The following is a 14,427-nucleotide window of genomic DNA, read 5'->3' as shown; positions in this document are numbered from 1 at the left end:
GCACATCGTTCGAGTTTATCGTACAGTGTGCGAGTGGAATCGAACACTGTACGAGACCCTCGCCGCTGGTGGATCCTAGGGGTGCTGTGTCTATCGCTGCTGGTGCTGATGATCGACGGCACTGTACTCAATCTCGCTATCCCGTCCCTGATCCGGGAACTGGGGGCCACTCCGGCCGATATCCAGTGGATTCTGGACGCCTACGTCCTTGTTTTCGCCGGACTGCTACTCACCGCGGGCAGCCTGTCCGACCGGTTCGGCAGGCGGCGGATGCTGATCCTCGGGCTGGCCGTCTTCGGTGTGTCGTCGCTGGCCGCCGTGCTGGCCACCGAACCGTGGCAGGTGGTGGCCGCCCGCGCCGCGATGGGCGTCGGCGGGTCGCTGCTGATGCCCTCGACCCTGTCCATCCTCATGACCACCTTCGCCGAGGATGAGCGCCGCACCGCCATGGCGGCCTGGTCGACGGTCTCGATGGTCGGCATCGTCGCCGGCCCGACACTGGGTGGCTTTCTGCTCCAGCACTATTGGTGGGGCTCGGTGTTCCTGCTCAATATCCCGGTCGCCGCGCTGGCGATCGTCGCAGCCGTGGTGCTGATGCCGGAGTCCAAGGGCGATCAGCGGCCGATCGACCCGGTCGGCGTGCTGCTGTCCATCGCGGCGCTCGGCTCGATCGTCTACGTGATCATCGAGCGCGAGTGGAATATCGGCATGATTGTGCTCGCCGCCGTCGCGGCGATCGGCTTCGTGGTCTGGGAGGCGCGCTCCGTACACCCCATGCTGCCGCTCGGTGTCTTCCGCAACCGGGACTTCACCGGCACCGCGCTGACACTGCTGCTGATGGTGTTCGGCATGGGCGCGATCATGCTCATGCTCACCCAGTACCTGCAGTTCGTACTCGGCTACGGCCCGATGAAGGCGGGCCTGGCGCTGCTGCCGTACGCGGTCGCGGCCGCCGTCTGCAACGGGCTCGGCGCGACCCTGGGCAAGACGTTGAGTAATAAGACCCTGATCGTCTCCGGTCTACTGGTTATGGGCGTGGCCTTCGCCGTGCTCGCGGTCGGTGAGGGTTACGTGTGGGTTCTGGTCAGCATGCTGGTCATGGGTGTCGGCGGCGGTCTGGCCGGACCCGCCGCGTACGCCGCCATCATGAACGCTATTCCGCTCGAGCACGCGGGCGTCGGCTCCGCCATGAACGACACCCTGCAACAGGTCGGTATGGCGATCAGCATCGCCGTGCTGGGTAGCGTGCTGGCCGGTGTGTTCACCTCCGAAATGCCCGGCGACGCACCCGAGGCCGCGCGCGAATCCATCGGCGCCGCATTCCAACTCGGTTACATCGAACCCGCGAAGGCGGCGTTCACCACCGCCATGTCCACCGGCGCGTGGATCAGCGCGGGTTTCAGCATCGCCGCCGCTCTCCTCGGTGTGGTCCTGCTGCGTTCGCGTCCGGTGAGCACCCCGGCGCCCGACCAGCCGGAGGCCGCCACGGTCTCCTGAGCCCGCCGAACCGTCGTCGGCCGCCCTCGCGGTCGGCGACGGTTCAGCGGGCTGGTCCGTGTCTATACGCCGCCGCAGGGGGCTGAATGATGAACGCGCGGACCCATGGTTCAGTGGTCGAACTGGGCGCGCTTGTGGTCGCCGTAGGGTTCGTCGCGTTCGCGGACCGCTTCGCGGAAACCCACTGTGGCGGAACGTAGTTGGAAGGCGTAGCCCTCGCGGGTGTGCCGGGAGATGCCGTCGAAGACGGTGCTGATCATCCCGGAGTTGGTGACGCCCTGGGAGTGCAGCGCGGAGTTGAGAGCGAGCTTGGCCATCATGAGTTGGTTGATCGGCATCCGGGCGATGCGCTCGACCAGGGCCTCGGTGCGGGCGTCGAGTTCGTCGGCGGGGCAGGATTCGACCGCGAGGCCCCATTCGGCGGCTTGCTTTCCGCTGATGCAGTCGCCGGTGAACAGCAGTCGTTTGGCGCGCTGGTCGCCCAGGCGGTGGGCCCACATGCCCGCGGCGGGAATGCCCCAGACACGGGTGGGTGGGTAGCCGATTTTGGTGTCGTCGGCGCAGATGATCTGGTCCGAATACAGGGCGATATCGGTGCCGCCCGCGACGGCGAAGCCGTGCAATTTGGCGACGGTGGGTTTATTGGCGTTCATGAGGCTGGAGAAGCCGCGGTTGAAGCGGCTCATCATGGCGTAGTCGATCATGGGATCCCAGGTGCCCCAGGGATTGTGGTTGACCGCCTGCACGACCGGATCGATGACGGTGCCGGTGAGCTCATCGGCTCCGTCGCCGGTCCGGAAGCCCTGTTCGGCGAACATATCCAGGTCGTAGCCGCCGCAGAAGCCTTTGCCTCGTCCTGAGACCAGGATGACGTGCACGCGCGGGTCGAGGTCGGCGCGTTCCACCGCGTGCGCGATATCGCGCGGGGTGTCGGGGGTGATGGTGTTGCCCTTCTCCGGGCGGTTGAAGGTGATGCGGGCGATGCGGCCGTCGCGCTCGTAGGTGAGGGTGCGGTACTCGCGGTCATCGGCCGGTTCCGGCCGGTGCTGCCAGGGGGAGTCTGGTCCCTCTGTCCAATTCTCGTACCACGCGGCGGGGTGCTGTCCTGAGTGAGTTCGATTGTCGGTCATGGTTTTCCCTTTCGAGGAGCCGAGAACGGCAGATCCGGGGCGGGCCGTTGGGAGGCGGGCGGCCACGGCGGGATACGCATGCAGCTTGACCGATTCACCCATTGACAGTCAATAGTGACTGTGAAATTCTCGGTGCATCGGCTGCCGGAATGCCCAGGAAAGGTCGGCTTTGACCACACGCGACGAACAGAAGCGAGCCACCAGGGCGCGCATCCTCGGCGTGGCAACCGAACTGCTGGTCGAGCGCGGGTACTCGGCATTGACCACCGTGGCCGTGCAGAACGCGGCCGGAATCAGTCGCGGCGCGCTGCTGCACCACTTCCCGACCATCCACGAGTTGTCCAAGGCCCTGGTCGCCGATCTGGTGGAGCGGAACGAAGCGGCCGCGCGGACGGCCGCGCAGCGGCTGGGTGGCGCCGCGGACCCGGTCGAGCGGGCGCTGACGGCGTTGTACGAGACGATGACGCGACCGCCCGCACAGGCGGAGTACGAGCTGTGGGCGGCCGCGCGCACCGACCCGCGGTTGGCGGTAGCCCTGCTGGAAGCCGAACGCGCGGCGGGCCGCGACCTGTTCCGCGTCGTCGACGATCTCTTCGGTCCGCAAGTCGCCGCACATCCGCGATATCCCGTGATTCGCGATCTCACCATCGCAATGCTGCGCGGTACCGCGATGTCCCGGGTGCTGCACACCACCGACAAAGCCGCCGAGGCCACACTGCGCAACTGGGCCGATACCATCCGGATCCTGCTCGCCGCCGACGGCGAACCGCTGTCGCAGCTACCGGACTCCTGATGTGTACTGCGGCACAACATATTTCGATGCCACGACGGAGAGGCTGATCATGGATTTCGCACATTCGGAGCGAGCGGCGGACTACCTCGTCGAGGTGCGGCGCTTCGTCCGCGAACGGATCGAACCGCAGGAGGCGTCCGTCGCGGCGGCATTGGCGGCGGCGCCGTGGACCGTGCCGCCGGTTGTCGAGGAACTCAAGTCCGCGGCTCGCGCCGCCAATCTGTGGAATCTGTTCCTTCCGAATCACGATCACGGCGCCGGGTTGAGCAATGTCGACTACGCCCCGCTGGCCGAGGCGATGGGCGCCTCCGCGTTGGCACCGGAGATCTTCAATTGCAATGCGCCCGACACCGGTAACGCCGAAGTGCTGGTGCAGTACGGCAGCGCGCAACAGCAGCAGGACTGGCTGCTGCCGCTGCTCGACGGCACGATCCGGTCGGCCTTCTGTATGACCGAACCCGATGTCGCCTCCTCCGACGCCACGAATATGGCGGCCCGCGCCGTGGTCGACGGCGCCGATATCGTGCTCAACGGCCGCAAATGGTGGAGCACCGGAATCGGCCACCCGAATTGCAAGTTCGTGATCTTTATGGGAGTGACCGATCCGGACGCGCACCCCTACATGCGCCATTCGATGGTCCTGGTACCACTGGATACGCCGGGGGTGAAGGTCGAGCGCATGCTGACGACCTTCGGCTATTTCGATGAGCCCTACGGCCACGGCGAGGTGTCCTTCACCGATGTCCGGCTCCCGCTCGACGCCGTAATCGGCGGCCCGGGAAGAGGATTCGAAATCGCCCAGGGGCGCCTGGGTCCCGGACGCATCCACCACTGCATGCGCGCCATCGGGCTCGCCGAACGCGCATTGGAACTGGCATGCCGACGTGGATTGTCCCGCACGGCATTCGGCAAGCCACTGGTGAATCTGGGCGGCAATCGCGAGCGCATCGCACAGGCGCGCATCGCGATCGACCAGGCTCGGCTGCTGGTACTGCATACGGCCTGGCTGCTCGACACCAAGGGCATCGCGGGCGCGCGCAGTGAGGTGTCGCAGATCAAGGCGGTGGTACCGCGCATGACCCAGGAGGTGATCGACATGGCCATCCAATTGCACGGTGGCGCGGGCATGTCCGATGACTTCCCGCTGGCGCGAGCCTTCACCGGCGCTCGCGCGCTGCGACTGGCGGACGGCCCGGACGAGGTCCACCTCGGCGTCGTCGCCCGGCAAGAACTGCGGCGTTACCAGGACTCCTGAGCCCGGAGGCGCCGTGCCGGTGTTTGTCGGGTAGCTGGAGGGTAACCTCCAAAGCATCCACTCCCGCGGGAGGTGCGATGGTCAACGACGTCGAGAAGCGGTGGCCCGACGGGGGAACATTTCGCCGGGCGTCGAGCTATGTGCTCGCGATTATCGTGATCGCGGCGCTGGTCGCGGCGGCGGGCATGATTTGGGCGGACCATCGTGCGCGCTGCGCCGCCGCGGAGGTGGTGCTCTGTGATTCCGCCGCCCGTTTCGCGGTGCTGTTCGGCCCGGTGATTGTGTTGATGCTCGGTGGTATCGGCGCCTTCGTCATCACCTATCGCGTGTGGCGGCGCCGCGGGGGTTGGCCGATCTGGCAGGGCGCGGGGTGGTTCCTGTTCGTCCTGATGACCATGTATATGGCGATCGGTGGAAGTGCCGTGGCGCCCAGCTAGTCGGTCGGCGGCGAGCGAAATTCCGTCGAAGCTGTCCGACAGATTTGTGGTTAACGCGATGTCCCGGTGGGAAACCGTATGCGCATGGGATCGAGAGAAGTTGCCTTCCGGCTGCTGGAGAGCGTCCTTGCCCGCTACGGGACGATCGAGGAGTTCATTGTTTCCCTGCGCGTCGACCCGATGACCGACACCGTCGAACTACCGGTGATCGACCGGCCGGTGCGTCTCTGAACCCACCGAGTACCTCGCGCCGTTCGGGAGCTCAGCCGCGTCGGCTGGGTCAGGCGAAAGGCGATCTGCCCGATCTCGAGCAGTACGCACACCGTGTGCGTCCCCATGGTGCCCGGTACCAGGGGCGGTTCGCTGAGCGTGCGGGCACTCCTTCGCGTGCCGCCGGATCGGCGCTCGAATTCCGCCGCTGCTCGATTCGGGCTGCGGGCCCGCTTCGGTATCTTCTGCGAGCTCTGCGACGAGAAGTTCATCGAACTGACATTGCCGGTGTCGCCGTCCGCACCACTCGATGCGATTCGCGATCTCGCGTCTGGTGCGTCTCTCGCTGGCGACGTCGAGCGCGGCGGACACCTACCGAATCGGAGAATCACGCCGAGCGATGGACGTGCACGGGTACGTCATCCGCCCACGGCTGGCGGACAACCATGTCCGCGACGTGGACGACACCGCGCTCGAACTCACCGGTGGCAGCGTCGACGAGACGGTATTCCTGGGTCTGCTTGTGGATCGGCTGGGCATCGAGCAGCACCACGCGCACTTCCCCCGGTTCGAACCGGCACCGCTGCTGTATCGCGGCGATGAGTTGCTCGTTGTGCATATGACCGTCCCCGAAGTTCCAGCCGACCGCGGTGCTACAGATGCGTTCGCCGTCGGTGATGGTGTAGTCGTCCTCGTGACCGGCGGGCATCGCGCGATGAACCAGGGTGAACAGCGCTCGACCGTGGGTGTTCATGGCGCGGAAGGCATATCCCATATACATCGGGATCTGCGCCCGATCCTTGCCGTAGAACCGCTCCAACTGGGCCTGCGGCATACTCGCGATCGCGACGATGCCGCGGCCGATCTTCTCGGCGGCCGACGGTGTGACGCACCACAGCGTCGTATCCCAATTGCCCGCGTAATACCGCATGCCCGGCAGAAATGAGATCTTGCGCGGGAAGAGGTTTCCGGCGATCACGATGCCCGCGATCACGACGAACAACAACGCCACCGGTACGGGTTCGGTCAGGTCGGCCAAGCCCTGATCGGCGTGCGCGACGAACAACACCAACACGCCGAAGATCATGAAGACATTCCATTCCAGGGGCACCCCCATCGGAATGGCCGTCAGGATCGCCAGGTGGAAGCCCACCATCATCGCCGCGGCGATCGCCGTCGGCACACCACCGTGCGAGAAGAACAGCACCAAGGGCACCCCCATCTCGACGGCCGTCCCCGTGTGGGCGACGACGCGCGACAGCCGACCGGGTCGAAGGTCGTCCGGGAAGTTCTCGAAGAACATGCGCTTGAACGACTTTCGCCGGATCACCGGGCTGTTGGACATCATCGTCGAGACGACGAATGGGAAATGCTTGTTCAGCTTGGATGTCGCCGCGCCCATCCAGATCACCACGAAGACCACCTTCGCGGCGACGATCATGTCGGCGCCGAAGAGGAAGGTGACCGCCAGCGTGGCATAGACCTCACCGCGCGCCGCCAGGAAAATCACCTTATCGCGCACTCCGATGGCCGCGAGCAGACCGAGGATCACCGCGATCTGCCATACCGGCAGCAGTCCCACGGAGGTGTCCAACCGCGATACCGGACCGGTGCCGTCGGATAGCAACGCGACCGAGATCAGTACCAGCAGTGCCGCGTACAGCGCGATATCTGCCGCCGTCCGGGTCGTACCCGCGGTCAGCGGAACCCGCCCCGGCCACGGCGGCAGCCGAATCGTCCTCGGCCGCAACCAATACAGTGCCGAGCCCAGCGGTGGGAAGAACCGGTTGTTCAACGGACCGAATCCGCAGCCGAGCCCGACCACCTCGAACAGCAGCGTGTACAGCACGACTTTCTGGAAGACGATCGGCTCCGACCACCAATCCCCGACGCTGGTGAACCCGTCGATTCCCGTGGTGGACAGTACGATCAGCCAGCCGCCGAGGATGTAGAGCAGGACCTTGGCGACATAGAACAGGTGCAGCGCGATCGGTGTCCCGAAGCCGACCTCGGCCCAATGCCGGGCCATCGGTCGAATCCGTTCGCTACGGGTGCTTTTACTCCATTCCGCCATATCGACCACTGGCAGGTCGGGTTCGAGAAACCCCATCGGGCACGCTCCGATTCACTGACACCGCGCAAGTGTCCTTGCACTAACGAACTGACGGTAGCGGCGAAATGCGGCGCCCGTAGACGAATTGAACGAATGCCGATCCGCGTGTGGCGAGTCAGCCCGGGTCCGGTTCGAGTTCGTAGACCGCGTACGCCGATCGGATCACCGGTTGGGCGACATTGCGCACCCTGATGCCTCCGGGGGTGGTGCCGCGTTCGATGCCCGCATGGGCGTGTCCATGCAGAGCCAAGTCGGCTCCGTTGTCGTCGATCGCTTCTCCCAGGAGATAGGAACCCAGGAACGGGTAGATCTCGCGCGGCTCGCCGTGCAACGTATCGCTGATGGGCGAATAATGCGTCAGTGCCACGGTGATATCGGTGCTCAATTCGGCAAGCGCCGCACCGAGGCCATTGGCCATATCAACGGTGTGGCAAGCGAATTCGCGCATGATCCGTTCACCGAAGATGCTGGCGCATTTACCCGCGAATCCGCCGCCGAACCCCTTGGTGCCCGCGACACCGAGGGTATATCCGTCGACGGTGAAGGTCGCCGAACTGCCCTCCAATACCGTAATGCCGTGATCGGTCAGCAGTTTCGCGATATCGTCGGCCGCATCGCTGTGGTGGTCGTGGTTGCCGAGTACGGCGACCACCGGCACGTCGAGGTCGGCGAATTCCTGCGCGACGATCCCGGCCTCGTCCAGGGTGCCATGTCTGGTCAGATCGCCTGCGAGCAACAGAATATCGGCTCGCCGCGAAAGATCACGCAAGCTCGGACGCAGGTTGTCGGCGGAATCCGCGCCCAGATGGACATCACCGACGGCGGCGATTCGCATCGCTACTCACCTTCTTTCGGCCGATGTGTCACCGGTCCGAGCTCCTCGAAGTCGGCAGGAGGCGCCGGTTTGGTGACGTGTATGTCATTGTGAATCACCGAATCCGGAAGCTGTTCGCGTACAACGGCTTCGATCTGTCTCTTTAGTTCCGGCGTATTCACCTCACCGTCCAGGGCCACCACGTCACCCCGGATGGTCACCTGCACACCGAGTTCGGCCGTGCGCGGATCCTCGGCCAGCGCCCGGTGCAATTGCGCTACGAGATATTGCGGATGCTCCATTCACTCCACCTTTCCGGTGTCGGTGATGCCCAGATCGTCGACCAGACCGAGAAAAGCCCTGGCGTACGGTGAGTGCGCGGTCTGCTCGCGTACCGTCGGCCAATCCACCTGTTCCCGCAGGTCGCGCGCGATGTGGAGCAGTGGGCTCAGATCCAGTCGGTGCGCGTCGAAGACCAGCAGTTTGTCGACGATCAGATCTGTTCCGGAGACCACCGGAGCCCGGGCGGGCCCGATCCGCATCACGGTCGCGCGGTCCAACAGCTCATCGGTGACGTCGCGGTCATTCGGACGATAGATCAGGTCGATCATCGTGTCGCCGTCGTACACCTTACGCAGCCAGTTCTCGGGCGGTTCCGACGCGCGCAAACCGGCGCGGGTCAGCGCCCTGACCGCTCGCGCCACATCGAGGGGTTTGACGAACAGATCGACGTCGTGGTGCGTGGCGGGCCCACCCCGCGCGTAGACGGCACAGCCGCCCGCCACCGCGAATTTGATGTCGGCATCGGACAGCGAATTCACCGCACGCGTCAACGCATGCAGCAACCTGTCCGTAGTCGCATCCATACTGCGGCGGTACCCGCCATGTACTCGGCTAATCAGTTCCTGTCATGTTGCCCGAACTCAGGTGAGGCCGGTTGGGTCAGATCGGCGACCGCCGGAATGGTGGTGCCGCGGGAACGCTGCCGTGCAGGTAGGCGCTGTGCAGTCGATCGGGTCCCAAGCTGTCGACGATTGCCGCACATGCGCCGTCGACGACCGGAGCGAATCGCGGCTGAACTCGACTCAGCGAGCCATCCCTGGCGATGAACCCATCGGCATCCAGTCCCTCGATCCCCGTGTGGGGCACTATGCCCGCACGCACCGGCTACGAGCCACCGGGTTTCGCGGATCAGTCGGCCGATGCCGCGAGGCGGTGGCGCATCGGCTGCGTGGCCGTGCGGCTGGTGTCGCCGCTCCGGGGAGGCATTTGCTGAAAGGTTGCCATGACTCTTCGGGTTGGTTATGGTCGGCGCGCACGCGGTGGATGGTCGCCCCGAAGGGTGCGCGAATCGGAGGGTTGAGATGAGCCACGACGAAGTTACTTTTGCCCTGTCGGCATCGAACCGACCGGTGCCATGATCATCGCGGGCATGGTGGGAGACGACTTCTGGGTAACGAAGGAGTTCGACAAGGGCGGCACCCGTATTCGCGTGGAGATCGGGCGCCCCACCCGCTACCCGGCCGGACCCGGTTGGCGGTGCCAGGTCCGGATCGAACGCGGAGATTCGCGCTTCGAGCAGTCGCAAGTGGTCGCGCCGACCGAACAGGCGGTGGCCCGTATGGCCTTGGATCTGGTCACCTCTCGCCTCGCACTGACCGAAGCGGCATTCTTCCGCGGCGCGACCGTCTGCCCCGGCTCGGCCTCGCTGCGGCGCACCCCGCGCACCCGCATCAGCGTCTTGTTCGGCGCATTGAACGATCTGGGGCGCCGGTAACGGTCAGCTGCCCCAGCAGACAGCCCTCGCCGGTCAGCTGCAGCCCGCTGGCGCGGGCCTGGCCCACCAGCTCGCATTTGCCGACGGTTCAGGTGTTTCAGCAATTCGATCGGCGCCGACATATGTGCAGGGCGATGTCGGGCGCCTCGCGAGCAGCGACGGTCGTCGGCGAGTAGAGGTAGTGCCTTCGTGTGCTGCCCGACATCGAGCTGTCTTAGATCGATGCGAGTTCGCCGGAATAGACACCGTCACGAAGGTCGATGTGCCGCGCTGCGGGTACTTCGCCTGTCGGGTGTCGGGTCTTACTGCAATCCGTGCCGAGAGCGGTAGGCCGCACCTGGGCGCGCGCCACGTGGGGGGAAGACGAATTCGGGTCTGGTCGTTGTCGCTCGGGATGAGGGCCGAGAGCGGGTTGGTAGCCGTACTTACTGGTTCGGGTCCGGCCGCAGGACGGCGGGGCCGTACCAGTGGCATACCAGCAGTGCGAGTTCGACGTCGAGCCGGTCGGCGCCGATCGGTCGCCCGCGTCGGGCGACGGCGCGTCCGATCCGGTATTTGACGGAGTTGGAATGCAGATTCAGCTCGGTGGCGGCGGCTTTGTAGCTGGATCCGGTGCCCAGGAATATCCGCAGGGTGTCACGCAAGCGTTCGTCGTGCTCGTCGTCACCGGCCAGGTCGCCGAGCACCTCGCTCACCCAGTCGCGAGTCTCGGCGACAGTGCCGCCCAGTAGTGCAGCAGTCGTCAGACCGGGGTCGTCGGCGGCGACGACGGTGGACGAGGACTGTCCACGTGCCAGGGCGACGGAGCAGGCGCGCTGAGCGCTGTGATGGGAGTTGCGGAAGCCATCGATTCCCGCGGCGACGGTGCCGATCGCAACGTTCGGGTGGTCGCGGTGGGCGGTCACGAATGTGCGTACATCGGCGACCAGGCTTCCCGGCGCAGTCCGGTACGGCAGCCAGGCCCAGATGCTGACCTGATCCGACCCGACGACCAGCGGGCTCGACGCGGCGGCAACCGCGTCCCCGAGTTCGCGGACGAACCGCTGCAGACGCGGTATCGCATCGCTGTCGGTCTCGGCGTCGGGGTACCACAGCACAAGCGCCAGGTGTTGCCAGCGCAGCGGATACCGGATCGCCTCGGTCACCGCGTCGACATCAATGCTCTTGCGGCCATCGATTACCTCGCGAACCCGCACTGCTCGGACGCTGTTCTGGCTTTCCAGCCAGCGCTCCCGCTCGTCGTCGTAGATCGCCACGACCTGTTCGGTGACGCGGTCACTGAAGTCGAAAAGAGTCACGGTGATGCGTTCGATCACGCTGATCCGCTCGGCCGGGGGGATGGCCAGTGTCTGCAGTTCAGCGAAGACCAGCTCGGTCATGCGCCGCTGCCCGAGCCGGTAGGCGCGGATAAGGGCATTGGCGGGCACCCCTTGCCGAGCCAGGCGTCTGGCGTACTCCACGGCGGCGAGCGGAGCTCGGACGTCTGCGGCGGGAAGGTCGTAGCGCAAGGCGCGCAGAATGGTGGCGACGTTGGATTCGACGCTGGCGGCGAGCAGATCAGAGGTGCGCGGATCGCCGCGAAGCTCGGTGATGCCGTCTTCGAGGTAAGCGCAGATGGCCGCGCCGACGTCGGTCACCCGGTCATTCATCCGGGCGGCTATCGCCGCGATGAAGCGGTCTGCATCGACATCGTCGTGACGCGCGATCGTCACGCTCTCAACCCTAATCTCCTGCCCACTCTCGTGGCAGCGTTCGATCGGCTTGTTCTCCCGCGACGAAATCGCCATGAACTCCCTCCCTCATTGCATGACCGGACCCAGCGACTGCCCATTCCCACCATTGGCGCTCGACAGCTGCACCACTGCCTCGCGAGTGCCCCCACATCGACATTGCGCAGCGACGAAGCGTCTGTTACATCGCGACTACCACCCAGCAGATCAAGGCGTCGGCATTGTCCTCGAGCAACAACACACGCCGCGAAGTTCATACCCGCACGACGGTGTCGAGCGACGTCGGGTATTCCTACCGTTGGTGGCATTCCCGCACCTCGCTCCCCAGGATCGACCATGAACCTTGCGACACTCCCGGACTGCCGTGCCGACAACGCACCACACGCCGCTGCGGTCGCCGATGACAGCACCGACCTGAACAACACCGGATTCCTGACCGCCGTACGGCGGGCCACCACTTCCCTACGCGACGCGGGAGTCTCGACGGGCGACGTGGTCGCGATCATGCTGCCCAACACAGCCGCCTTCGTCGTATCCCTGTTCGCCACCTGGCGCCTAGGTGCCACTGCGACCCCCATAGACCCAGCGCTGCCCGCCGAAGACGCCAGCCACCAAATGGCCTACACGAGAGCCAAAGTCGTCATCGCCGTGCACGAACCCGCCTACGCCTTTCCGGTCCAAACCGTGATACCCGCAGACCGGCTCACCACAGCACAGCCCGACACCGCCAAACCCGCCCGGTCCCGCGACGACGCACTGGCACTACTCATCCACACCAACAACGCCGCCAGCAATCCGAAGATCGTGACGCTCGACCACCTGAACCTCAATGCCCTATGCCGATTGGCGATCGAGATATTCGCACTCACCGACACCGACCACAGCCTGTCGATCCTGCCGCTGTTCCATGTCAACGGCATTGCACTGGGCACCGTGTCACCACTGCTCGCCGGTGGCCGCACCACCGTCGCTGGCCTATTCAGTCCCACCACATTCTTCGACCGGATCGAATGCAGCCGGGCCACCTACTTCACCGCCGACCCGACCATGTACACACAGCTGTCCGATCTGCCCGCAGAGATGCGGCCGAACACCTCGTCCGTGCGGTTCGCTATCTGCGGCGCGGCGCGAGTTGGCGTTGAACTGCGGACCAAGTTCGAACACCGCTACGGCATACCGATCATCCACGACCACGGACTGACCGAGGTACCTGGACGAGCGTGTTCCATCCGCCCTGCAGCACCCTCGAAACACTCCTACCAATCTGAATGATCCGACCCGCCGCCCCCGGCTCAGCTCTTCACTGTCAAATGAAATGCTCAGGGCCGGACAATGATTGACCGACCGGGGCTGAGCCATCGAGGGCTGTAACGGTATCGGCTGTCACCTGGCACACCGCTTGGTCCACGACGGCGAAACTGTCATCGACATCCCGACGAAACTCTCGGCGCAGGTGCGAGTGTTCGCGACCGGCAACGGCGGCAAGACCGACCCGGTTGACTCACACTCGGTCGCGCTCGGCCCTGCACGCGCCGAACCTGTATCGCGCCGAAGCCGATCCGGAATTGATCGCGCTCAGGATGCGCGCCGACCGACGGGACGGACTCGGCTGCCCGCACCGTCACGCTCAACCGCCTGCACCGGCGACATCCACCGCTTCGACAACCCGGACCGGTTCGCCTCCTGGAACGGCACCACCGCCTGGACGCGTCCTCGGGCGAGCAGCAGCGATATCGGCGCTCCCGCGCCGACAACCGCAAGATCAACCGAGTCCTCCACATCATGGCCGTGGTCCAGTTGCGCCACCGCATCGCCGGTCGTGCCTACCACAAAAGGCTGCCTGGCACGTTGACCCACAGCGCGGGTTCATATTGCGATGTGGACACGATATCGCGGGACTGCCACATCAGCTCACGGCACCCAGCACACACTCGTACGGGCCAAAGATCCAGTGATCACCTTTCATGCTTGGACACCTGTAAGGGTTACTAACTCGAAAGGAACTGCGATATGAGCGCTCTGGGCACCTTGCTGAAGAAGATTCTCGCTACCGGCGCGATAATCGGCGGGGCCGGTATAGCATCCATTGGCCAAGCTTCCGCCGCTACCGACCAGGAATGGGACAGCCTGGCCGCATGTGAGTCGGGTGGAAATTGGAGTATCAACACCGGCAATGGGTTTCATGGTGGCCTACAGTTCTCGCCGGGCACATGGATTGCCTATGGTGGTGCCGCGTATGCGCCGACTGCCGACAAAGCCACCCGGGAACAGCAGATCGCGGTCGCCGAGCAGGTACTCGCCGCACAGGGCTGGGGGCCCTGGGCGGGTTGTTCGGCGGCGCTTGGCCATTTCCAATGAGACAGCGGAGTTGCCCTGCGGGCACAACCGAATCGGAAGCTCATCGGCCAATGATCGGAACCGATTTATCGGTGGGCCCGGAAATAGTGACGGGTCGGGCGCCGGACCGAACGACTCAGACCGCGACCTCCCATTCGAACCCGTCCGGGTCGGTGAATGACCCGAAACCGCTGCCGATGATGATTCGGTGTGATCCGGTGCCTTCCGGGGCGACGCCGGCGTCCTTGGCGGCGGCGCGGCGTCCGTAGAGGGCCAGTTTGACCGTGGACGGTGGGGTGTCGAACTCGACGTATTTGCTGCCGAAGCTTTTGCC

At 65.1% G+C, this 14,427-nt stretch carries 14 protein-coding genes and 2 pseudogenes; 8 read left to right on the top strand and 8 right to left on the bottom strand.

Annotated features, from left to right (window positions below; all coding sequences use genetic code 11):
* Positions 1-33 precede the first annotated feature (33 nt).
* On the top strand, positions 34-1,497 hold the full coding sequence (locus tag AB0H61_RS00080) for an MFS transporter (RefSeq protein ID WP_357297255.1): 1,464 nt from the start codon (positions 34-36) through the stop codon (positions 1,495-1,497).
* Positions 1,498-1,607: 110 nt separating this feature from the next.
* Here the strand turns inward: AB0H61_RS00080 and AB0H61_RS00075 are convergent, their stop codons facing one another.
* A complete protein-coding gene (locus AB0H61_RS00075; protein WP_357297253.1) occupies positions 1,608-2,627 on the bottom strand; it encodes a crotonase/enoyl-CoA hydratase family protein in 1,020 nt (339 codons plus the stop codon).
* 169 nt (positions 2,628-2,796) lie between these two features.
* On the opposite strand from AB0H61_RS00075, the gene AB0H61_RS00070 reads away from it, so the two are divergent.
* From AB0H61_RS00070 to AB0H61_RS00055, 4 genes are all read left to right on the top strand, one after another.
* The gene (locus AB0H61_RS00070; protein WP_357297250.1) at positions 2,797-3,420 is read left to right on the top strand and encodes a TetR/AcrR family transcriptional regulator; all 624 of its coding nucleotides are present in this window, start codon (positions 2,797-2,799) and stop codon (positions 3,418-3,420) included.
* Positions 3,421-3,469: 49 nt separating this feature from the next.
* Positions 3,470-4,675 carry an acyl-CoA dehydrogenase family protein gene (locus tag AB0H61_RS00065; protein WP_357297248.1) on the top strand — a complete coding sequence of 402 codons (1,206 nt, stop codon included), beginning with the start codon at positions 3,470-3,472 and terminating at the stop codon, positions 4,673-4,675.
* Between the two features lie 77 nt (positions 4,676-4,752).
* A complete protein-coding gene (locus tag AB0H61_RS00060; RefSeq protein ID WP_357297247.1) occupies positions 4,753-5,112 on the top strand; it encodes a hypothetical protein in 360 nt (119 codons plus the stop codon).
* An 84-nt stretch (positions 5,113-5,196) separates the two neighbouring features.
* Entirely contained in the window at positions 5,197-5,343 is a 147-nt protein-coding gene (locus tag AB0H61_RS00055; protein ID WP_357297246.1) for a hypothetical protein, read from the top strand.
* 367 nt (positions 5,344-5,710) lie between these two features.
* Here AB0H61_RS00055 and AB0H61_RS00050 read toward each other — a convergent pair whose 3' ends face one another.
* The 4 genes from AB0H61_RS00050 to AB0H61_RS00035 form a co-directional block, all read right to left on the bottom strand.
* Positions 5,711-7,432 (bottom strand): DUF3556 domain-containing protein, encoded by a 1,722-nt coding sequence (locus tag AB0H61_RS00050; protein ID WP_357297243.1) that lies wholly within the window; start codon positions 7,430-7,432, stop codon positions 5,711-5,713.
* 118 nt (positions 7,433-7,550) lie between these two features.
* A complete protein-coding gene (locus AB0H61_RS00045; protein WP_357297241.1) occupies positions 7,551-8,270 on the bottom strand; it encodes a metallophosphoesterase in 720 nt (239 codons plus the stop codon).
* Between the two features lie 2 nt (positions 8,271-8,272).
* Positions 8,273-8,551 (bottom strand): BON domain-containing protein, encoded by a 279-nt coding sequence (locus AB0H61_RS00040; protein WP_357297239.1) that lies wholly within the window; start codon positions 8,549-8,551, stop codon positions 8,273-8,275.
* Entirely contained in the window at positions 8,552-9,115 is a 564-nt protein-coding gene (locus tag AB0H61_RS00035; RefSeq protein ID WP_357297236.1) for a nucleotidyltransferase family protein, read from the bottom strand.
* A 566-nt stretch (positions 9,116-9,681) separates the two neighbouring features.
* Here AB0H61_RS00035 and AB0H61_RS00030 point away from each other — a divergent pair.
* The gene (locus tag AB0H61_RS00030) at positions 9,682-10,026 is read left to right on the top strand and encodes a hypothetical protein (RefSeq protein ID WP_357297234.1); all 345 of its coding nucleotides are present in this window, start codon (positions 9,682-9,684) and stop codon (positions 10,024-10,026) included.
* A gap of 425 nt (positions 10,027-10,451) precedes the next feature.
* On the opposite strand, the gene AB0H61_RS00025 is transcribed toward AB0H61_RS00030, so the two are convergent.
* Positions 10,452-11,738 carry a helix-turn-helix domain-containing protein gene (locus tag AB0H61_RS00025; RefSeq protein WP_357297233.1) on the bottom strand — a complete coding sequence of 429 codons (1,287 nt, stop codon included), beginning with the start codon at positions 11,736-11,738 and terminating at the stop codon, positions 10,452-10,454.
* A gap of 354 nt (positions 11,739-12,092) precedes the next feature.
* Here AB0H61_RS00025 and AB0H61_RS00020 point away from each other — a divergent pair, with 354 nt between their 5' ends.
* On the top strand, positions 12,093-13,028 hold the full coding sequence (locus AB0H61_RS00020) for an AMP-binding protein (protein ID WP_357297230.1): 936 nt from the start codon (positions 12,093-12,095) through the stop codon (positions 13,026-13,028).
* 303 nt (positions 13,029-13,331) lie between these two features.
* Here AB0H61_RS00020 and AB0H61_RS00015 read toward each other — a convergent pair whose 3' ends face one another.
* Positions 13,332-13,586, bottom strand: a complete 255-nt coding sequence (locus tag AB0H61_RS00015; protein ID WP_357297227.1) for a hypothetical protein — start codon at positions 13,584-13,586, stop codon at positions 13,332-13,334.
* A 180-nt stretch (positions 13,587-13,766) separates the two neighbouring features.
* Here AB0H61_RS00015 and AB0H61_RS00010 point away from each other — a divergent pair.
* Positions 13,767-14,102: pseudogene (locus AB0H61_RS00010) on the top strand (transglycosylase family protein); the annotation flags it as partial.
* Between the two features lie 127 nt (positions 14,103-14,229).
* Here AB0H61_RS00010 and AB0H61_RS00005 read toward each other — a convergent pair.
* Positions 14,230-14,427: pseudogene (locus AB0H61_RS00005) on the bottom strand (glyoxalase); the annotation flags it as partial.

The organism is Nocardia sp. NPDC050710 (genome assembly GCF_040654375.1).
In the GTDB taxonomy this organism is placed as follows: Bacteria; Actinomycetota; Actinomycetes; order Mycobacteriales; family Mycobacteriaceae; genus Nocardia.
This window is presented reverse-complemented; position numbering and strand designations above follow the sequence as displayed.